The organism is Nocardia sp. XZ_19_369 (assembly GCF_015355715.1).
Taxonomy (GTDB): domain Bacteria; phylum Actinomycetota; class Actinomycetes; order Mycobacteriales; family Mycobacteriaceae; genus Nocardia.
The window spans coordinates 511782-532160 of the sequence record NZ_JACVED010000006.1 but is presented as its reverse complement, the minus strand read 5'-3'; the positions used below and the strand labels follow the sequence as shown (position 1 = coordinate 532160).

At 67.6% G+C, this 20379-nt stretch carries 17 protein-coding genes; 8 read left to right on the top strand and 9 right to left on the bottom strand.

Going from position 1 to position 20379, the window contains the following annotated elements:
• Positions 1-8: 8 nt before the first annotated feature.
• Positions 9-152, bottom strand: coding sequence for a hypothetical protein (locus IBX18_RS24615; protein ID WP_194835871.1), 144 nt, complete (start codon positions 150-152; stop codon positions 9-11).
• 115 nt (positions 153-267) lie between these two features.
• Here IBX18_RS24615 and IBX18_RS24610 point away from each other — a divergent pair, with 115 nt between their 5' ends.
• From IBX18_RS24610 to IBX18_RS24600, 3 genes are all read left to right on the top strand, one after another.
• On the top strand, positions 268-912 hold the full coding sequence (locus IBX18_RS24610; RefSeq protein ID WP_306796402.1) for a TetR/AcrR family transcriptional regulator: 645 nt from the start codon (positions 268-270) through the stop codon (positions 910-912).
• A 90-nt stretch (positions 913-1002) separates the two neighbouring features.
• Complete coding sequence (locus tag IBX18_RS24605) at positions 1003-1737, top strand: SDR family NAD(P)-dependent oxidoreductase (protein WP_194835869.1); 735 nt, start codon at positions 1003-1005, stop codon at positions 1735-1737.
• Positions 1737-1937, top strand: coding sequence for a 4-oxalocrotonate tautomerase family protein (locus IBX18_RS24600; protein ID WP_194835868.1), 201 nt, complete (start codon positions 1737-1739; stop codon positions 1935-1937). Before IBX18_RS24605 ends, IBX18_RS24600 begins: the two co-directional genes overlap by 1 nt.
• Before the next feature lie 154 nt (positions 1938-2091).
• Here IBX18_RS24600 and speD read toward each other — a convergent pair whose 3' ends face one another.
• From speD to IBX18_RS24580, 4 genes are all read right to left on the bottom strand, one after another.
• On the bottom strand, positions 2092-3294 hold the full coding sequence (speD, locus tag IBX18_RS24595) for an adenosylmethionine decarboxylase (protein ID WP_194835867.1): 1203 nt from the start codon (positions 3292-3294) through the stop codon (positions 2092-2094).
• 7 nt (positions 3295-3301) lie between these two features.
• The gene (locus tag IBX18_RS24590) at positions 3302-4444 is read right to left on the bottom strand and encodes a type III PLP-dependent enzyme (RefSeq protein WP_194835866.1); all 1143 of its coding nucleotides are present in this window, start codon (positions 4442-4444) and stop codon (positions 3302-3304) included.
• Between the two features lie 171 nt (positions 4445-4615).
• Positions 4616-7114: an RNA helicase gene (locus IBX18_RS24585; RefSeq protein WP_194835865.1), complete on the bottom strand. Its 2499-nt coding sequence runs from the start codon at positions 7112-7114 to the stop codon at positions 4616-4618.
• A gap of 35 nt (positions 7115-7149) precedes the next feature.
• Positions 7150-8103, bottom strand: a complete 954-nt coding sequence (locus IBX18_RS24580; protein ID WP_194835864.1) for a proteasome assembly chaperone family protein — start codon at positions 8101-8103, stop codon at positions 7150-7152.
• A 247-nt stretch (positions 8104-8350) separates the two neighbouring features.
• Between IBX18_RS24580 and IBX18_RS24575 the strand changes: the two genes are divergently transcribed.
• Positions 8351-9061 (top strand): sensor domain-containing protein, encoded by a 711-nt coding sequence (locus tag IBX18_RS24575; RefSeq protein WP_306796387.1) that lies wholly within the window; start codon positions 8351-8353, stop codon positions 9059-9061.
• Positions 9062-9199: 138 nt separating this feature from the next.
• The gene (locus tag IBX18_RS42280; protein WP_228541640.1) at positions 9200-11101 is read left to right on the top strand and encodes a DUF4192 domain-containing protein; all 1902 of its coding nucleotides are present in this window, start codon (positions 9200-9202) and stop codon (positions 11099-11101) included.
• A 261-nt stretch (positions 11102-11362) separates the two neighbouring features.
• Here IBX18_RS42280 and galE read toward each other — a convergent pair whose 3' ends face one another.
• Entirely contained in the window at positions 11363-12343 is a 981-nt protein-coding gene (gene galE / locus IBX18_RS24565; RefSeq protein WP_194835863.1) for a UDP-glucose 4-epimerase GalE, read from the bottom strand.
• A gap of 3 nt (positions 12344-12346) precedes the next feature.
• A complete protein-coding gene (locus IBX18_RS24560) occupies positions 12347-13033 on the bottom strand; it encodes a metal-dependent transcriptional regulator (protein ID WP_194835862.1) in 687 nt (228 codons plus the stop codon).
• A 198-nt stretch (positions 13034-13231) separates the two neighbouring features.
• Between IBX18_RS24560 and IBX18_RS24555 the strand changes: the two genes are divergently transcribed.
• Both IBX18_RS24555 and IBX18_RS24550 read left to right on the top strand, forming a co-directional pair.
• Positions 13232-14500: an acetoin utilization protein AcuC gene (locus IBX18_RS24555; RefSeq protein ID WP_194835861.1), complete on the top strand. Its 1269-nt coding sequence runs from the start codon at positions 13232-13234 to the stop codon at positions 14498-14500.
• Positions 14493-17165, top strand: a complete 2673-nt coding sequence (locus tag IBX18_RS24550; RefSeq protein ID WP_194835860.1) for a GNAT family N-acetyltransferase — start codon at positions 14493-14495, stop codon at positions 17163-17165. Before IBX18_RS24555 ends, IBX18_RS24550 begins: the two co-directional genes overlap by 8 nt.
• 113 nt (positions 17166-17278) lie before the next feature.
• Here the strand turns inward: IBX18_RS24550 and IBX18_RS24545 are convergent, their stop codons facing one another.
• Positions 17279-17881 (bottom strand): TetR/AcrR family transcriptional regulator, encoded by a 603-nt coding sequence (locus IBX18_RS24545; protein WP_194836009.1) that lies wholly within the window; start codon positions 17879-17881, stop codon positions 17279-17281.
• Between the two features lie 122 nt (positions 17882-18003).
• Here IBX18_RS24545 and IBX18_RS24540 point away from each other — a divergent pair, with 122 nt between their 5' ends.
• Complete coding sequence (locus IBX18_RS24540) at positions 18004-19038, top strand: hypothetical protein (RefSeq protein WP_194835859.1); 1035 nt, start codon at positions 18004-18006, stop codon at positions 19036-19038.
• Positions 19039-19245: 207 nt separating this feature from the next.
• On the opposite strand, the gene IBX18_RS24535 is transcribed toward IBX18_RS24540, so the two are convergent.
• Positions 19246-20214 carry a sigma-70 family RNA polymerase sigma factor gene (locus tag IBX18_RS24535; protein WP_040736879.1) on the bottom strand — a complete coding sequence of 323 codons (969 nt, stop codon included), beginning with the start codon at positions 20212-20214 and terminating at the stop codon, positions 19246-19248.
• Between the last annotated feature and the right edge of the window lie 165 nt (positions 20215-20379).

Below are 20379 nucleotides of genomic sequence, written 5' to 3'. Positions count from 1 at the left end.
GACACGGTCTACTTCGGCATGTCCCGGAGGAACTGTGTGAAGTCGCCCAGATCCACCGTCGAACCTGCCTCGGCCTCGGCAACGCCTCGCCGAATCTCCTCGGCCAGAAGCTGACCCACGTCTGTATTGACGCCCGAAGAAACCTCGTCCATCCGCCCGTCCCTCTGTCCTCGTTGCATGGTCGCTCATCGGGCATCCGGCCCACCCATGATGTTGCCGCCAGTGCGGAGTCGGAGCAACGGGTTTCGCGATGGCGGCTTCCGCCTGATGATGCGTCCAGCCGGATTTGCGTTAGTAGACGACCGGTCGTATATTCGGGGAATGGCGCGACCGCGACGGAGTGGGGATACTCGGCAGCTTTTGGTGGAGGAGGGGGCGGCTGGGTTTTTGGCGAGTGGGTATCACGGGACCGGGATCAAGCAGGTGCTGGACAAGGTGGGGGTGCCTAAGGGGTCGTTCTATAACTACTTCGATAGCAAGGAGAGTTTTGGGCGGGCGGTGATCGAGCATCATTCGCTGTGCGTGCAGCGGAATTTGAGTGCGGCGTTCGGGGCGGCGGCGGATCCGGTGAGTGGGTTGCGGGCGTTTTTCGGACGGTTGATGGCGGAGTTCGTCGAGGCGGAGTTCACCGGGGGGTGTTTGATCGCGAATTTGGGTGGGGAGCTGGAAGGTAGTGAGCTGCTTCGGGAGTCGTTGTCGAAGGCTTGGGGGGCTTGGCGGGATCGGGTGGCGGAGCAGCTGCGAGAAGCGCAGGGGCTGGGGATGATTCGGAGCGATATCGACGCGACCGACCTGGCTGACCTGCTGCTGGAGTCGTGGGAGGGGGCGGTGATCCGGATGAAGATCGATCGGACGCTGGAACCGCTGCAGAAGTGTTTGGATCGTCTGCTGGACGACTATTTTCGGCCCTGAACCAGGGCATTCATCAGAGATTTAATTCGAGGCTTCGGGTCGTTGTGCACATTCCAAGACGACCGGTCGTATTCAAGGAAGAAGGAGAACATGACGAAAACGGTGATCGTGACCGGATCCTCCAGTGGGATCGGGCGTGATGTCGCCCGTGCCTTCGTGGCGCGCGGGGACAACGTGGTGCTCAACGGCCGCGACTCAGCCAAGCTCGCCGACGTGGCTGCGGAGCTCGGTGCGCCGGAGCAAGTGGCTACCTTCGCGGGCGATATCGGTTCTCCCGCAACGGGTTCAGAGCTGGTACGAACTGCCGTCGAACGGTTCGGCGGTGTGCAGGTGCTGGTCAACAGCGCGGGCATCTTCGGCGCCAAACCGTTCGTGGACGTCACCGAGGAGGACCTCGACAGCTTCGTGAACGGCAACCTGAAGGGCACCTACTTCACCACGCAGGCGGTGGTGCGTCAGCTGCAGCGGCAGGCGACCGGCGGCAGCATCGTGAACATCGGCACGGTGCTGGTCGACCACGCCCTCGCCGACCTACCCGCCTCCGCAGCACTGGTCAGCAAGGGCGGTGTACACGCACTGACCACCAGCCTCGCCGCCGAACTCGCCGCCGACGGCATCCGCGTCAACGCCGTCGCCCCCGGCATCATCCGCACCCCACTGTTCGGCACCGGCGACGAAACCGCCTCCGCCCGACTAGCTTTGCTGAACCGCATCGGCGAGGTATCCGAAACCACCGCCGCCGTCCTCTATCTCGCCGACGCCGAATTCACCACCGGCCACATCCTCCCCATCGACGGCGGTTTCATCTCCGGAAGGTCAGCCTGATGCCCTACGTGAACATCAAGGTCACCAACGAAGGCGTCACCCGAGAACAGAAGGCGCTCTTGATCAAAGGCGTCACCGACCTACTCCACACCGTCCTCGACAAGGACCCGGAAACCACCTACGTGGTCATCGATGAGGTAGACCTCACCAACTGGGGCGTAGGCGGCCTGAACGTCGAGGAATACCGCAACCGCACCTGACCACAACATCACAAGGCCCAGGCGACTTGACGCATGGAAGGTGCTCGTGACGCATGCTGCAACCTACGTCAAGAGCATGCAACGTACGTCACGTTGAACGCCGAAACGCACCGGGTCCCAGTGGAACTGGGGCCCGGTGCGTTTCGGGGGTGTTCTACACGCGCAGGGCGTGGGGTTCGATCGCGCCGCGCACGAGTGCTCGCGCGTCGACGGTTTCGGGGTGGTAGGGCAGGGTGGGCAGACGGTCGGTCATGGTCTGCACCGGATCGGCCAGCTGCTCGTTCGTGCCGAACAGGAAGGTCCACTCGTGTTCGTCGCTGCCGTACTGCACGACGGTGCCGAACTGTTCGTGGAACCGATTCCAGGACCGCTTCAATGTCTCGTTGCGCCACATGGTCGCGCAACCGGCCTGCGCGCTCAGCACGCCGCCGGGAGCGAGCAGGGCCCGACATCGGGACAGGAACTCCGACTCGTAGAGGCGGTTGTGCTGCGCGTCCTCGACCCGCTCGTCGGGCAGGTCGATCACGATGACGTCGTAGCGGGTCCCGGCCTCGGCGGCCTTGGCGAGGAAGTCCCAGCCGTCGGCGTAGTGCACCTTGATCGGGCCTTCGCCCTTGACGGCGGCGGCCAGGTCGGCGCTGGTGTAGCCGTAGGGCAGGTGCTCGGCGCACAGCTCGACCTCGAGCTGATCGATGTCGACGTGGTCGACCAGCGTCGCGCCCGCGGCGACCGACATCTGACTGGCCACACCCTCACCGGAGCCGATGATGAGCACCTTGTCCAGCTTCGCGGCCAGCGCGAAGGCCGGAACCATCATCGCCTCGTGGTAGGTCAGCTGGGAGAACTCCGTGGACTGGCGATCGTCGTCGGAGAACAGGCTGATGCCCTGCTCGGTGCGCGCGATCACCATGTGCTGGAACGGAGTACGGGTGTCCACGATCACTTCGTGCAGATCCCAGATGCGGGTCAGGCCCGCGCCCACCGGCTCCTCGATCCGCTGCGAGCCGTGCCCTCGGCGGATGACCTGCATGCGAACATCCTTGGGAGACAACTTGTCTCGCAACAGTTCGACGGCCTTCGACGCGCCGGCGCCGATACTGCCGCAGGTGAAGACGTCGACAAAGATGTCGCCGGACTCTGGATAGGTGTGAATCGAGGCGTGAGACTCCGACAACAGCGCGAGGACAGTCACCCCCTGCGGATCGAACTTCTTGTGTACGACATCGCAGATGGTGACGCCCGCCGCGATCAAAGACTCACGCAACGCCGATTCGAGGCGTTCGAGGTCGTCGCAAAGGGTCGCGTCGACACCACCGAACTCGGCCAGCACATGCCAGCCGGTGAAATCCGCCGTCATGGCATACTCACTCTCGCCTAGGGGGATGGCAGCCGGCGAAGCCGGCGGGGCGGGTAGGTTCAGCGCCCGAGACATGAACGGTCAAGGGCGGAAAACCATTGAAGGACACCGACGAATAGCTCGCGGTATAGGCGCCGGTGTCGAGGATCTGAATGCGATCACCGGCTCGCAACGTGGTCGGTAGGAGGACTCGCGTGCGTTGATACAGTACATCGTCTCCGTCGCAGGTCGGACCGGCCACCACCGCCTCGTCGACGGGGTCGCCGTCCCGGTCCGTGCGGAACCGATAGGCGATGTACTCGTTCTCTGTCTCGGCCATTCCGTTGTAGCGGCCGATGTCGAGATACACCCAGCGTCGGCCGTCCGGCGCGACGCGCACGCCCACGACTTCGGCATGGATGATGCCCGCCGAACCGACCAGTGCGCGGCCGGGTTCGACCACCAATCCGGCGGTCTCGGGCAGGAATTCGGTCACGGCGGCGTCGACCACCGCCGCGATCTCGGGCAACGCGGGCGCCGGGTCGGCGTACGTGATCGGCAGTCCGCCACCGATATTCACGGATCGGACGTGAATGTCCTTGTCGGCCAACGCTTCCACGATCCGGCCCGCCTGCTCGATGCCGATCCGCCACGCGTCCGGATCGAGCTGCTGGGACCCGACGTGGAAGTACGGCCCGCCGACGATCAACCCCAGATCGCGGGCCCGCACCAGCAGCCGGAACGCCTCGCCCGGCGTGCAGCCGAACTTGGCGCCGAACGGCGTGCGCGACTCCGGCGCCGAAGCCAGGAAGCGGCATTCGACCTCCGAGCCCGGCGCGTGCTCGACGATGCGCAGCAGATCGTCCTCGGTGTCGAAGGCGTACCGGCGTACCCCCAGCGCGTAGGCGCGGGCGATGTCGGCGGCCTTCTTGATCGGATTGCCGTAGCAGAGTGTGTCCGGTTCGACACCGAGCGCGAGGCACAGCTCGATCTCGCCGATGCTGGCGACATCGAACTCGGCGCCTTCCTCGTCGAGTGCTCGAATGATCTCCGGCACCGGACTTGCCTTGACCGCGAAGCGAATCCTTGCCGCGGGCATGACGGCATGGAGTGCGCTGTAGTTCTCGCGCACTCGCTCGGGATAGATGACAAGGAACGGTGATTCGGGCATAGTTGATCTTTCGCTTGGCAGCAGCGGAGAGAGTATCAGCGGCCCCTACCCAGAAACGAATCCGTCAAACCTCGCGTCGGTAGCACCCCCGGACCGCACCAGAATACGGGCGCGAAGAGGGCGGTGACCTGTATGGATTCTGTAGATTTCGGGTGGAGCGGCGGTGCGGGGTCAGCCTGCGGACACCGTGATTTCATCGAAGACGACCTCACCGGCGGCATCGGACTCGGCCAGGTCCACCACGCCGACGATCGACCAGCCGTGGTCGCCCGCCGGGTCGTCGAGGACCTGGCGCACCTGCCAGAATCCGGGTCTTCGTTCGATCTGGAACAGTTGCGGTCCGCGCGCGTCCTGACCGATGCCGATGCGCTCGTACTCGGCGAAGTAGGGGGCCAGTTCGGTCTCCCAATCCGGTCCGATGCCCATCTCGGCCAGCGCGTCCCAGCGGCGCAGCGCGGCCAGCTCGACCCTGCGGAACATGGCGTTGCGGATCATCACCCGGAACGCGCGCTCGTTGGCGGAGATGGGGCGCACCGTCTCGGCGCCGAAGGCGAGCTGGTCGGCGTCGATCTCCGCGCCGGGGTTGGTGAGCTGCTCCCACTCGTCGAGCAGGCTGGAGTCGACCTGGCGGACCAGTTCGCCGAGCCACTCGGTGATGTCGTCGAGTTCCTCGGTGCGCGCGGCGTCCGGCACGGTGCGGCGCAGCGCGCGGTAAGCATCCGCGAGATAGCGCAGCACCACGCCCTCGGAGCGGGCCAGTTCGTAGTGCGAGATCAGCTCGGCGAAGGTCATCGACCGTTCGATCATGTCGCGCACCACCGACTTGGGTGACGGCGCGAACTCCGACACCCATGGGTGCCCGGCGCGGTAGGTCTCGAAGGCGGGCTCGATCAGCTCGGCGAGCGGTTTGGGCCAGGTGACCTCTTCGAGCAGCTCCATCCGCTCGTCGTACTCGATGCCGTCGGCCTTCATCTCATTGATCGCCACGCCGCGCGCCTTGTGCTGCTGAGCCATCAGCAGCTGGCGCGGATCCTCCAGGGTCGATTCGATGAGGGACACCACATCGAGGGTATAGCCGGGCGCGTCTTTGTCGAGCAGCTCGAAGGCGGCCAGCGCGAACGGCGACAGCGGCTGGTCGAGGGCGAAGTCGCGTTGCAGGTCGACGGTGAGGCGGGCGCGGCGGCCCTGCGCGTCGGGTTCGTCGAGCTGCTGGACCACTCCGGCGTCGCGCAGCGCGCGGTAGAGGCGGATGGCGCGCAGGATGTGTTTGCGCTGGGCGGGGCGCGGCTCGTGATTGTCCTCGAGCAGGTGGCGCATGGCGTCGAAGCAGTTGCCCGGACGGGCAATCACGTTGAGCAGCATGGAGTTCGTCACATTGAAGCGCGACACCATCGGCTCCGGCTGGGCGGTGACGAGACGGTCGAAGGTCTCCTCGCTCCACGAGACGAAACCCTCGGGTGGCTTGCGCCGCACCACCTTTCGCTGCTTCTTCGGGTCGTCGCCCGCCTTCGCGAGCAGGCGGGTGTTCTCCACTTCGTGCTCCGGTGCTTGCACGACGACCGTGCCCATGGTGTCGTACCCCGCCCGGCCCGCCCGACCCGAGATCTGGTGGAACTCACGGGCTTTCAGCCTGCGCGTGCGCACGCCGTCGTACTTGGTCAGGCCGGTCAGCAGCACGGTGCGGATGGGGACATTGATGCCGACGCCGAGGGTATCGGTGCCGCAGACCACCTTCAGCAAGCCCTCTTGGGCCAGTCGTTCGACCAGGCGGCGGTATTTCGGCAGCATGCCCGCGTGGTGCACGCCGATACCGTGGCGGATCAGCCGCGACAGCGTCTTGCCGAAGCCGGAAGCGAAGCGGAATTCGCCCAGTGCCGTGGCGATCGCGTCCTTCTCGGCGCGGGTGGCGAAATTCACGCTGGTCAGGGCCTGGGCCCGTTCGAGGGCGGCGGCCTGCGTGAAATGCACCACGTAGACCGGGGCCTGGTGGGTGGTGACGAGCTCTTCCAGGGTCTCGGTGATGGGGGTGCGCGCGTACGAGAAGGTCAGCGGCACCGGACGTTCGGTGCCTGCGACGATCGCTGAGGGTCGGCCGGTGCGGCGTTCCATGTCCTTGGCGAAGAAGTCGACCTCGCCGAGGGTGGCGGACATCAGCAGGAACTGGGCGCGGGGGAGTTCCAGCAGCGGGACCTGCCAGGCCCAGCCGCGGTCGGGGTCGGCGTAGAAGTGGAATTCGTCCATCACGACCTGGCCGACATCGGCCGCCGAACCCTCGCGCAGGGCGAGGTTCGCGAGGATTTCCGCGGTGGCGCAGATGATCGGTGCGTCGGCGTTGACCGCGGCGTCGCCGGTGACCATGCCTACGCGGTCAGCGCCGAAAACCTCGCACAGGGCGAAGAATTTCTCGCTGACCAGCGCTTTGATCGGCGCGGTGTAGTAGGTGCGTTTGCCCTGGGCCAGCGCGATGAGGTGGGCGCCGACCGCTACCAGGGACTTACCGGAGCCCGTCGGCGTCGCGAGGATGACATTGGATCCCGACGCCAACTCCATCAGCGCCTCGTCCTGCGCCGGATACAGCGGGGTGCCTTGCTCGGCCGCCCACGCCCCGAAGGACTCGTACAGCGCGTCGGCGTCGGTTCCCGGTATCTCCAGCAGCTCGGTCAGATCCACTCCGAACACCCTACGGGCTGCCGCATACGGGCTTGCTACCGCTGTTCGCCCGGTTCCGGGCCTTCCTCGCCCTCGTAGCCGCCTTGCTCGGCGAGGAAGCGCTCGAATTCCGCGCCGAGTTCGTCGCCGCTGGGCAGTTCGCCGTCACCGACGAGCAGGCTCGACTGGCGTTCCTGAGCGGTGACGAAGCTGTCGTACTGGCGCTCCAGCGCGTGCACGACGGTCTCCACCTCGGAGTTTCCGGCGATGTGCTCGTTGACCTGTTCGCGCACCCTGGCCGCCGCCTCGCCGAGTGCGGCGAGCGGGATGTCGAGGCCCGCGTTGTCGGCGACGTTCTCCAGCAGGGTCTGCGCGGCCTCGGGGTAGGCGGTCTGCGCGAGGTAGTGCGGCACATGCACGGAGAAGCCGACCGACTCGTGACCGTGTTGGGACATCCGGTATTCCAGCAGCGAGGACGCGCTGCCGGGCACCTGCAACTCACCGGGCCAGCGCTGATGCTCGGGGATGAGATCGCGGTCCGAGGAATGCGCGGTCACGCCGAGCGGACGGGTGTGCGGGATCGCCATCGGGATGGCGCTGAGGCCGATGCTGCGCCGCACGCCGAGCTGCTCGGCGAGCAGGCGGACCGCGGTGGTGAACTTCTCCCAGCGCAGGTCCGGCTCGATGCCCGCGAGCAGCAGGAACGGGGTACCCGCCGTGTCACGCAGGGCCCAGAGGTTGAGCTCGGGCTCGGCGTACTCGGAGAAGTGGTCGGTCTTGAACGTCATGAGCGGGCGCCGCGAGCGGTAGTCGAGCAGCTCGTCCACATCGAACGAGGCGACCAGTTCGCTTTCGAGGCTCTCGCGCAGGTGCGTGGTGGCCAGCCGCACCGCATGCCCCGCATCGGTGAAACCTTCCAGTCCGTGCACCAGGACCGGACCCGCGCCGTCGTCGGACGACAGCTGCGGAGCTGGGAACTCCAGTTCGTACATTCGCGACTCGTGGTCCATCGCGTACTCCTTCCTGCGCGGGTCCGCCGGCACGGCTGCTGCTCGGGCGTTCGACACCTGAGTCGTTCGAGACGAGCGGCGTCCGAGACGGGGACCATGTCCATTGTCCCCCATGCCGGTGACTGTCACCGAGCACGGGCAGGACACCGACCCATACGACGAGCCAACAGCATCGGCGCCCCGCGCATTCCCGGTGGGGCGGCGTGGCGAGGCGGGTGGGCACCGGGAGTTTGGCACAGTGGGTCGGGTGACTGTGGCGGATTCGGCGCGCAGGGGGGTGAGCTTCGCCATGGCCGCGGCGTGTGCGGGGTTGCTCGCCGGGTGTGGGGCGACGGTGGCCGGTCATCCGGTCGCGGTCGAGCAGACGGTGGTGACGCGGCATGTGGGTGCCGCGCTGTCGGCTTTGCTGGTCGAACCGGCGCAGTTTCCGGCCAGGTATCCGGCGGTGGTACTGCCGCCCGAAGCGGCGGCGCAAGCGGCCGGGGATCTGACCGGAGCCGGACGGGGTGCGCGGGTGCAGCCGGAGGGATGTACGCCGCCGCAGCAGGTGTTCGGGGCCAACAAGACTGAGATCGCCGTCGGTACCGACGATGCCACGCGCGCCACCCTGACGCTGGAATTGACGCGGACCGAGCAGCCGCTCGCCGCGCTGCGCAGCCAGCTGAAACAGTGTGCGTCGGTGCGGGTCAGCCGGGGTGGGGCGCTGACGACCGTGGCGACCGAGCTCGTGCCCGCGCCGTCGATCGAAGCGGACGATGCGCTGGCATTGCGGCGGACGGTGACTCCGGATGTCGGTGGGGCCGGGTTGACCGAGACGATGCGGACGGCGGTCGGGCAGGTCGGCGATGTGCGAATCACTGTGACGTATATGTCTTTTTCCGGGGCCGAGCCGGATGTGGCGGCGGTGGACGAGCTGTTCACCACGGCGGTGCGGCGGGTAGCCGGCGCGGGACGATAGCAGTTCTCGCGGACAGGTGAGTGGTGGTGACGGGCCGCCGCGGTTGAGTTGTCCACAGCGCGGGGGAATTCCCCAGGGTGACTGAACCGGCTGGTCAGCGTGGCGTGCTCGGTGCGGGTGGCGGGCAGTCTCGACGCCATGACCACTCCCTCGAACCCTCGACCCACCGGTCGTGCTGCGGCACAGGCCGATTCCGAGCACAGCGATGCCGGGGCGACCGGCGATGAGCTTTTCTGTGCGCGTCCGTCGCTGCTGCGCGGCAAATCCAGTTCCCGAGCGCCCGTGAGTCTCGCTGCGGCGATGCGATCGTGCGAGTTTCTTCGGCCGGGAGGTGAGAAGGAGGAGGACGGTACGGAGCGGGCGGACGGTGACGGGCGATTCGACGGTAGCGAGAACCCCGTTGGCAGTACTTCTTCCGACGATGGCAGTCAGCCCGACGACACCGTACGACTGGGCGGCGTCGTGCTCACCTCTGATACAGATCCGGATGTCACAACAGTGCTGGGGGAAGCCATCGAGCGAGTCCGCGACGCTGGGCGGGCGGGTGCCACTGTGCGACCTGAAGACAACGTGCGACCGGAAGCCGATGTGCGGGCGGACGCTGCGTGGTTGGAAAGTGCTGCGCGGGCGGAAGACGCCACGCTCCCCGCTGATATCGACCTGACCGGGGCGGCCGTGCTCGGCGTAAATCCCGGCCGGACAGACGACACAGTGCGACGGGGTGACCCCGTACGAGCGGAAGATGCAGTGCTCGCTGCGGATATCGATCAGGCCGGTGCGTCCCTGTTCGATGCGGAGATCGAGCGGATCGGCGATTCGCTGGATGCCGGGTTCGGCGCGCTGAACGAGGGGGACGTGTTCGAGCTGGCCGAGCACGGGCGGATGGTGGTGTGTGCCGATCAGGCGCCACCGTTCGAGGCGGACGTGCCGGATAGTGCTGTGCACGTGGATGAGCCGGGGGAGTTGATCGCGGCGGTGCCGGCGATGATCGGGTTTCCACCGGAGCGGTCGCTGGTTGTGCTGGTGTTGCGGTCGGCGCCGGGGCGCGGCGGCGGGGCGATCATCGACGCGGTGGTGCGGTTCGATCTGGACCAGGACGGTGGGCGGCGCAGGCTGCGGGCCGGGATGGTGGCGAAATGTGTGATGCAGATCTGCGCGCACGATGACGTGGCCGAGGTGCTGGCGGTGGTGGTCGATGATCGGGCCGTGGAACCCACGGAGCACCGCTCGGAGATCGGGGAGCATTGCGGCACCGGGCGATTCGAGGTGTTGATCGACGCGCTGGACCGGCGGCTCGCCGCGCACGATATCGCGCTGGCCGGCGCGTGGGCGGTGTGTGCGATCGAGCCCGAGGAAGGCTGGTGGAGCTTGCTCGGCCCGGATCGGCGTGGGGCGCTGCCGGATCCGGCGACCTCGGTGGTCGCGCTGTCGAACGTGCTCGACGGCAAGCACGTGCGCGGCTCCAGAGCGGAACTGACGGCGATGGTGGTGGAGGACGTCGAGTTGCAAGATCAGGTGGCGTCGCTGTTGGACAGTGCGGTCGCCGTGGCTCGTGATCGGTATGCGCGGGCGGTGCGGCGCGGTGATCCGAGCTCCTACAGCAGGGAAGCGCTCGACTATGTGCTGTGGCAGATCGCGAACACCGAATCCGGTGGGCAACTCATGGTGCCCGAGATCGCGGAACTCGCTGCGGCCCTGCGGGATCGAGCGGTCCGCGACACCATGTTCGCCTTGGCCGTCGGCGATCACGCCGTCGCCGCCGAGGGTTTGTGGGCGGCCCTGACCCGCGCCTTGACCGGTCGCGATCGAGCCGAAGCGGCAGCACTGCTCGGGTACAGCGCCTATGTGCGCGGCGACGGACCACTCGCCGGCATCGCACTGGACGCCGCGTTGGATGCCGACCCCGATCACCCTTTGGCGACACTGTTGGAGACCTCATTGCACCTCGGTATGCGTCCCGACCAACTGCGTCGCTTGGCCCGCAGCGGTTACGACACGGCTGCGGACCTCGGTATCGATCTGGGTTCTCCGGCCCCGTGAAGCCCCAGCCCGATACGGGGTTGTGCTGTCGGTCTCCAGCGGTCACCGAGTTGGCTCGCGGGTCGGCACCGTCGCGGGCCGCTACGCCGGTTGTGTCCGCGAAGGGCACACGATGAACAGCGGCGTGGACGACCCACCGGGCGCGGACCAGTGCTCGGCGACAGTCGATCCTTTGGGTCCCGCGGGTACGAAGCAGACGACCGGGGCAGCTCGGCGGAGGTGGACGGCCGTGCTGCCCCGGTCGATGCGGGACGCGGGTGCTCAGCGAGCGCTGTGCGCGCGGGAACCGAGGGACTGGAGGAAATCCCAGGCGTCGGAAACGATTTCGTCGAGATCGTTGTGCTCCGGGTGCCAGCCGAGGTCGGCGATGGCCCGCTCGCTGGAGGCGATGAGGGTCGCCGGGTCGCCCGGTCGGCGGGGGGCGTCCTGGGCCGCGATGGGCAGGCCCGTGACCCGTTCGCACGCCGAAATCACTTCGCGGACCGAGAATCCGGTGCCGCTACCGAGGTTGTAGATGCGGTGGGTGCCCGGCTCGGAGGTGGCCAGGGCCAGCAGGTGAGCCTCGGCGAGGTCGCGGATGTGGATGTAGTCGCGCACGGCGGTGCCGTCCGGAGTCGGCCAGTCGGTGCCGAAGACGGAGATCGCCTTGCGATGTCCGAGCGCGACCTGCAGCACCAGCGGAATGAGATGTGTTTCCACCACGCGGTTTTCGCCGAGGCCACCGTAGGCGCCGGCGACATTGAAGTAGCGCAGGCTGGTCGCCGCCAGTCCGTGCGCGATCGAGTAGGAGGTGATGGCGTGATCGATGGCGAGCTTCGACGCACCGTACGGGTTGGTGGGCCGGGTCGGCGCGTCCTCGGTGATCGGGACCTGTTCTGGTTCGCCGTAGACGGCTGCGGTGGAGGAGAAGACCAGTCGTGGCGTGCCCGCCTTGCGCATCGCCTCGAGCAGTTCGAAGGTCTTCACCACATTGCCGTGCCAGTACTTCTCCGGCTGCTGCACCGACTCGCCGACCAGCGATTGCGCCGCGAAATGCAGGACGCCGTCGAAGGATTCGGCCCCGAGCAGGGCGGTCGCGGCCTGCGCGATATCGCCCTCGACGAAGCGAGCGGCGGGCGGGACGCCCTCGGCATTGCCGGTGGACAGGTCGTCGACCACGACGACCTCATGACCTGCTTCGAGCAGCACCTGCGCGCAGACCCCGCCGACGTACCCGGCACCACCGGTGACCAGAAGTTTCACGCGTCAGACCAGCTTGACCTGGACGGCGTGCGCCATCTCGTCGGACAGCTCGAACCCGTCGTGGCCCGGCACGGTGATGACCACCGAGCCCGGCTTGTTCTCGACGGTCACGCGCGCGTCGGGCACCACGCCCGCCTCACGCAGCTGACCGATGACCTCGGGGTCGGTCTGGATGTGCTCGGCCAGCCTGCGCACGACCACGGCGTGCACCTGACCCTGCGGCAGATCCGAGAGCCGAACCAAGGTTTCCTCGGCGGAGGCCGGCGGCGCGATGCCCAGCTCGTCCAGGCCGGGGATCGGGTTGCCGTAGGGGGAGGTGGTCGGGTGGTTGAGCACCTCGACCAGACGCCGTTCGACGTCCTCGCTCATCACGTGTTCCCAGCGGCAGGCCTCGGCGTGCACGTTCTGCCAGTCCAGGCCGATGATGTCGACGAGCAGTCGTTCGGCGAGCCGGTGCTTGCGCATCACGGCGACCGCCATGCTGCGGCCCTTCTCGGTCAGTTCGAGATGACGGTCTCCGGCGACCAGCAGCAAACCGTCGCGCTCCATCCGAGCGACAGTTTGGCTCACCGTCGGTCCACTCTGTTCGAGGCGCTCGGCGATGCGAGCACGCAGGGGCACCACGCCCTCCTCCTCGAGGTCGTAGATGGTACGGAGATACATCTCCGTGGTGTCGACCAGATCTTTCACCAGTTACCCCTTCGTCGGCACGAATTCTACCTACGCACACCGACACGGCCCTGCGCCGGACGGCGTCGCGCCGCATGGTCGGCGGCAATGCGGGATTCCGTTCGGCGCACGGCTAGCCGCCGCGATCGCACTTATCTGTATTTCTACTGCATACCAACGTTCGACAGGGTCCGTACCTTCCCGCGTAGCGTTGCGAGCATGGCCACTGCACCGCGCGGCGAACGTCCGGCGCCACCCGGCGAACAGCGCAGCCCAGGAACTGTCGTGTGGACCGACCGGTTTCTCGACTACACCTGGACTCCGCAGCATCCGATGAAACCTGCGCGCCTGAAGTTCACCATGGCGCTCGCCGAAAGTCTCGGATTACTCGACGGTGTCGAGCTATTGGCACCCGCAGCGGCCGATCGCGCCGACTTGTTGCGCATCCACACCGCCGAGTACATCGACGCGGTCGAGCACGTCACGGCGCCCGCCGGTTCGCCGCAGGCCCCGCCGTTCGGTCTGGGGTCACCGGACAACCCGGTGTTCCCTGGCATGCATCAGGCGGCCTCGGTGATCGTCGGCGGCACACTGGCCGCGGCAAAGGAGATCGCCGAGGGCCGGACCAGGCGTGCGGTGAGTATCGGCGGCGGCATGCACCACGCGATGGCGGACTCGGCATCCGGGTTCTGCGTGTACAACGATGCGGCGGTGGCCATCTCCTGGCTGCTGGATCACGGCTTCGACCGCATCGTCTACCTCGATGTCGACGTGCACCACGGTGACGGGGTGCAGCGCGCGTTCTACGCCGACCCGCGGGTGCTCACTGTTTCGCTACACCAGCACCCGGCGACCCTCTGGCCGAACACCGGCTGGCCCGAGGAGACGGGCGCGGGCGCCGCCGAGGGGAGCGCGATCAATCTGCCGCTGCTGCCCGGCACCCGAGACGCCCAGTGGTTGCGCGGTTTTCACGCGGTCGTGCCCGGTGCGGTGGCGGCGTTCCGCCCGCAGATCGTGGTCAGCCAATGCGGGGTGGACACCCACCGGGAGGACCCCCTGGCTGATCTGGAACTCACCGTGGACGGCCAGCGCGCCGCCTTCCGCGCCATGCGCGACCTGGCCGACCAGTACGCCGAAGGGCGCTGGCTCGCCGTCGGAGGTGGCGGTTACGGGCTGATCCGGGTGGTGCCGCGGGCATGGACGCACCTGCTGGCCACCGCGCTCGACCGCGCCATCGCACCGGAGACCGAGATCCCCCAGCAGTGGATCGACCAGGTTCGCGCGGCGGCGCCGAAGGTCGAACCGCCGCGCACCATGGGTGACGGCGGCGACATCGCCTACCGCCCGTGGGATGGCCCTGGCGGCACGGGGGAGACTGGGGACGCGCGCTTCGACCGCGCCCAACGCGCCATCGACACGGCCGTGCTGGCCACCCGCCGAGCGACTTTCGGGCTGCTCGGCCTGGACCCGGAGGACCCTCGTGACTGACCCCGTAGACACTCCGGACACACCGGCGGTCCCGCCTCCGCCGCCGCAGCACTGGTTCGCCGACGTGCTCGCCTCCGACGGCGGCGTGGTCCGGCTGCGGCCGATCACGCCGGACGACGCCGAGGCGATGCAGGAGTTCCACGCCGCGCTGTCCGATCGCACCAGGTATCTGCGTTATTTCGGGCCGTACCCGCGGATCTCGCCGAAGGATCTGTACCGGACCACCCATGTCGACTATCACGACCGGGTCGGCCTGGTGCTGGTGCTCGGCACCGCGATCGTCGCGGTGGGCCGGTATGAACTGCTGGACCGGGACGGGCGGCGGTCCGCGGAGGTCGCGTTCGTGGTGGCCGACGCGCATCAAGGCCGTGGGCTCGGCTCGATCCTGTTGGAGCACTTGGCCGGTGCCGCCGCCGAGAACAAGATCGAGACCTTCGTCGCCGAGGTGCTCGCGGAGAACACCACCATGGTGACGGTCTTCCGGGACGCGGGCTATCAGGTGGAGCGCAGCAGGGACGGGTCGGTGCTGCACCTGGAGTTCGCCATCGACCCCACCGAAGCCCTGCTCTCCGTACGGGATTCGCGCGAGCGGGCCTCCGAGGCGCGCAGCGTGGGCAATCTGCTCACCCCGCGATCGGTCGCGGTGATCGGCGCGACACCGAGCACCGGCCGGGTGGGCGGCGCGGTGCTGAACAACCTGCTGTCCGGTGTGTTCCAAGGTCCGGTGTTCCCGGTGAACCCGAATCGGCGCTCGGTGCGCGGGGTGCGGGCCTACGCGACGGTGCGGGAGATCCCCGACGAGGTCGACCTCGCGGTGGTCGCGGTGCCGCCGGAGGCGATCGGCTCGGTGCTGGACGACTGTATGGCCAAGGGCGTCAAAGGGCTTGTGGTGCTCACCGCCGGCTTCGACACGACCGGTGTCGCGGGCGGGACAGCCGAGCAGGAATTGGTCGCCGCCGCACGGGGACACGGGATGCGGGTCGTCGGGCCGAGCGCGCTCGGCATCGTGAACACCGATCCCGACGTGGCGCTCAACGCGACGCTGGCGTCGGTGCTGCCCAGCCGCGGGCGGATCGGATTCTTCTGTCAGTCCGGGCCGTTGGGGGCGGCCATCCTCGGTGAGGCCGCGGCCAGGAATCTGGGACTGTCGACATTCGTGTCGGCCGGCGACCGCGCCGACGTGTCCGGCAACGACCTGCTCCAATACTGGGACACCGACCCGGATACCGACGTCGTGCTGCTCTACCTCGAGAGTTTCGGTAACCCGCGCAAGTTCTCCCGGATCGCGCGCCGCGTGGCCAGGACCAAACCGATCGTCGCGGTGAGTAGCGGTCGCCACGCCGCTCAACCGGCGGGCGATATGGACCGCTCGATCGTGCGAGACCTGTTCGCGCAGGCGGGAATCGTGCAGGTCGACTCCATCTCGGAGCTGTTCGACTGCGCCGCACTGCTCGGCTATCAGCCGCTCCCCGGCGGCTCCCGGTTGGCGGTGGTCGGCAACAGTGCGGCGCTGAACTGGCTGGCCGTCGATGCCGCGCAGAGCGAGGGGCTAACGGTCGGCGACCCGGTGAACCTGGGACCGCAGGCGACTCCAGGCGCCTACTTCGACGCGACGGTGGCGGCGCTGCAATCGACGGACATCGACTCGGTGCTAGTGGTTTTCGCGCCACCGGTCCCGCTGCCGATGGCCGGTTTCGCCGATGCCATCCGCGAGGCCGCGGCGGCGGTCCCTGACTCGGGCAAACCGATTCTGACCACTTTCATTGCCGAACAGGGCATTCCGCATCTGTTGGCGGTCCGCGGCGCGGGTGCGACGGCCGTCCGCGGATCGATTCCTTCGTATCCCGACCCGGAGCGCGCCGCACGGGCGCTGGCTCGGGTCCGTCGCTATGCGGAGTGGCGAACCAGACCGGTGTCGCAGGTGATGCGCCCGGACGGGATCGACACCGAACGGGCGCGCACGCTGGTGGCGCAGTGGATGGCCGAATCAGGCGGCCGCCGGCTCACCGACCTGGAAACCGTCGAACTGCTCGGCTGCTACGGCATTTCGGTGGTGGAGTTCCGCGAGGTGCGCAGCGCCGACGAGGCGGTCGCCGCGGCCGAAGAACTCGGCTACCCCGTCGCGGCCAAGGCGACCGGCGAATTGTGGCGCCGCCGACCGGATCTCACCGGTGTCCGGCTGGACCTGTGGCGCCCCGAAGCGGTGCGGCAGGCGTACGCGGACCTGGTCGAACTGTGTGGCGACCCGGTGCTGCACATCCAGAAGATGGCCACCAAGGGCGTCGGCTGCGTCCTGCGCGTCCAGGATGACCCGTCCTTCGGCTCGGTCATCGAATTCGGCCTCTCCGGCCTGATCATCGAACTCCTCGGCGACCGCGCCTACCGAGCCCTACCCCTCACCGCCGACGAGGCAACCGCCCTGATCGACGCCCCCCGCGCAGCCCCCCTGCTCTCCGGCACCCCCGCCAGCCCCCGCGTAGACAAGGCCGCCCTAGCCGAACTCGCCCAACGCATCTCAGCCCTCTTCGACGACCTCCCCCACATGCGCGAACTCTCCTTCGACCCCGTCCTGGCCTCCACCAACTCCGCCGAAATCCTCTACGCCCGCGGCCGAATCGGCCCCGAACCAAGCCGCTTCGACACAGGCCCCCGCCGCCTCGGCTGACCCGCTGGGTCCTGGCACGCACATCCATGGCCGACCGGTCGCGAGCCGTTTCGCCGCCGTTGCTGCGTGGCCGACTGGGAAAGTGGTTGTGGGCGTGCCGGAATCCGGTCCGGTCAAGAGGGGGTGGGGCCGCGGTGGCGGATCAGGGGGAGGTAGACCTCGTCGACGATTTCGATGAGGACGTCGTCGGGGGCGGTGGGGAGGCCTCGGGTGACGAACTCGTTGCGTAGCAAGACGATTGCTACGGTGGCGACGCGGGGGCGCAGGGCTTCGGGGGCGCATTCGCCGCGGGCGACCGCGCGGCCCAGCACGGTGAGCCAGAGGGGCGCGGTGGCGTCGACGGACTGATCGGGCAGCTGTGCGAGGAGTTCGGCGGCGCCACCGGCGGCTGCCATGAGTTCGCGAAGGATCGCGCCTAGTGGCGAACTCCAGTGGCGGTTGGCGCGGCGCAGTAACTCGAGGACGTCGCCGCGCAACTCGCCGGTGTCGGGGGGCCGGACCGTCGTGGTCAGCTGTCGATAGGCGGCGATGCCGAGGGCGAGCCGGTTCGGCCAGCGGCGATACAGCGCGTTCTTGTTGGTGCCCGCGCGGGTCGCCACCTTGTCCATGGTCAGGCCGGCGTACCCGGATTCGATGAGTTCGTCGGCGGCGGCCCGCAGGATCGCATCCTCCAGGTCGGCCCCGCGTCGCCGTGTCGGCCCCGCTTCCGGCTTCATCACATCCCCCGCTGCTCGAACTGGTAGTTGGGAACCGAAAGTACCTTATATCGACTGTTGCGTGGCAAGCGCCGCGAGATTTAAGGTACGTCAAGTACCCTAAATGAAGGAAGTGATTCGCCGTGCGACTCAAAGGCATCAGCTACGACACCGGTTTCCTGCGGAACGGAGCGTCCTCACGCAAACTGTTCGATCCGGCGATGGTCGAGCGCGAGCTGCGCATCATCCGCGACGATCTGCACTGCAACGCCGTCCGGGTGATCGGCGGTGACCCCGACCGCCTGGAACTGGTCGCGTCATGTGCCGCCGATCTCGGCTTGGCCGTGTGGTTCTCGCCCTACCCGCTGGAACTGTCGGCCGACGACATGCTGGCGCTGTTCACGGACTGCGCTGTGCGCGCGGAGCGGCTCAGAAAACGTGGAGCCGACGTGGTCTTCGTGACCGGCGCGGAACTGAGCCTGATGAACAAAGGCTTCCTGCCCGGCGACACGGTCGAGGAACGCTTGGAGGTATTACTGCGGCCGGACGGCAGGAACGAGCGGATCAGCGAGGTCGGCGAACGCGTCAACGACGTCCTCCGCACAGCGGTTTCGGTTGTTCGCACGCATTTCGGCGGCAAGGTCACCTATGCGTCGATCCCGCTCGACCGCGTCGACTGGGACCTGTTCGACATCGTCTCGGTGGACCTCTACCGCTCGGCTGCGGTCGCCGACCAGTTCACTGCCGGCGTGCGTGCGCTGGTGGCGCAGGGAAAGCCGCTGGCGATCACGGAGTTCGGTGCGGCCACTTACCGCGGCGCGGGCGACCGTGGCGCACAGGGACTGGAGATCGTCGAGTACGACGCCAAGGGCCCGGTGCGACTGAACGGCGTTTACGCGCGCGACGAGGCGGGTCAGGCGGCGTACGTGCGGGAACTCCTGGAGATCTTCGACGCCGAGGGTGTCGATGCCGCTTTCGTGTTCCTCTTCGCGCTCTACGACCATGTGCACCGTCCCGACGGCGACCCGAGGAACGACTTGGACTTGGCCAGCTACGGCATTGTCAAAGTCCTGGATGCCGGCCTCGGGCAGGTCTACCCGGAGATGCCCTGGGAGCCCAAGGCAGCGTTCGGCGCGCTGGCAGAGCACTATCGGAAGGTTGACGCATCCAGCAGCTGAGCGGCTGCCGGGAGTCGTTGGGCCGTCACAGAATTGGACGGCCCGGCACAATTCACGCCGACCGGCTCGCGCTATCCCGGAGGGGGCGGAGATACGCGGCACCGGCCGGCGTTGGCAGGTGACCGGCGAGGGTCACCAGGTCTGGACGCCGGGCCGGTCTCGGGGAGCCCGGCGTCGTTATGGGGCCGGAAGGTTCCGGCACGGGGGTCAGCTGGCGTAGGCGCGGAGACGGTCGGCCCGCTCGCCCTTGCGCAGCTTCGACATGACCTCGCGCTCGATCTGGCGGACGCGCTCGCGGGAGAGCCCGAAGAGCTTGCCGATCTGGTCGAGGGTGCGCGGCTGGCCGTCGTCGAGACCGAAGCGCAGGCGGATGACCTGCTGCTCGCGCTCGTCGAGGGTGGCGAGGACGCTGCGCACATCGTGGTGCAGCAGTCCAGCGATCACCGCGGACTCGGCGGAGGTGGCCTCGGAGTCTTCGATGAAGTCGCCGAGCGGGGCCTCTTCGTCGTTGCCGACCGGCATGTCCAGGCTGACCGGGTCGCGGCTGTGATCGAGCAGATCGGAGATCTTCTCGACCGGGATGCCGGACTCGTTCGCCAGTTCCGCGTCGGTGGCCTCGCGGCCGAGCTGCTGGTGCAGTTCCCGCTTGATCCTGGCCAGCTTGTTCACCTGTTCGACCAGGTGGACGGGCAGCCGGATGGTGCGGCTCTGATCGGCCATGCCACGGGTGATGGCTTGCCGGATCCACCAGGTGGCGTAGGTGGAGAACTTGAAGCCCTTGGCGTAGTCGAACTTCTCCATGGCGCGGATCAGACCCAGGTTGCCTTCCTGGATGAGATCCAGCAGCGGCATGCCGCGGCCGGTGTAGCGCTTGGCGAGGGAGACCACGAGGCGGAGGTTGGCTTCCAGCAGGTGCGACCGTGCGGCCTGGCCTTCGCGAACGATGAGGGCCAGATCACGCTTGCGGGTGGCCGACAGACGTTTGCCGGTCTCCAGCAGGTGCTGGGCATAGAGGCCCGCCTCGATACGCTTGGCCAATTCGACCTCGTCGGCGGCCGTGAGCAGCGCAGTGCGGCCGATTCCATTCAGGTACACGCGTACCAGATCGGCTGCGGGGCTCTGGGCGTCGAGGTCCGAATCGCTGATGCGCACACGAGTGGTGGCGGGGCTTGTCATGACTTGCCTCCTGTCGGTGGTGTCTCACTCCGAACAACGGACCCGACAGAGATAAAGTTCCCCGTCGTGGCTCAGATAAACCGCTTTGACGTGCGGTTTTCCTCACTCTCGTCTGAGAAGTTCCTGAGAAGCTCCCAGCGGTGGAACGCCTGCTGTCCGGTGCCT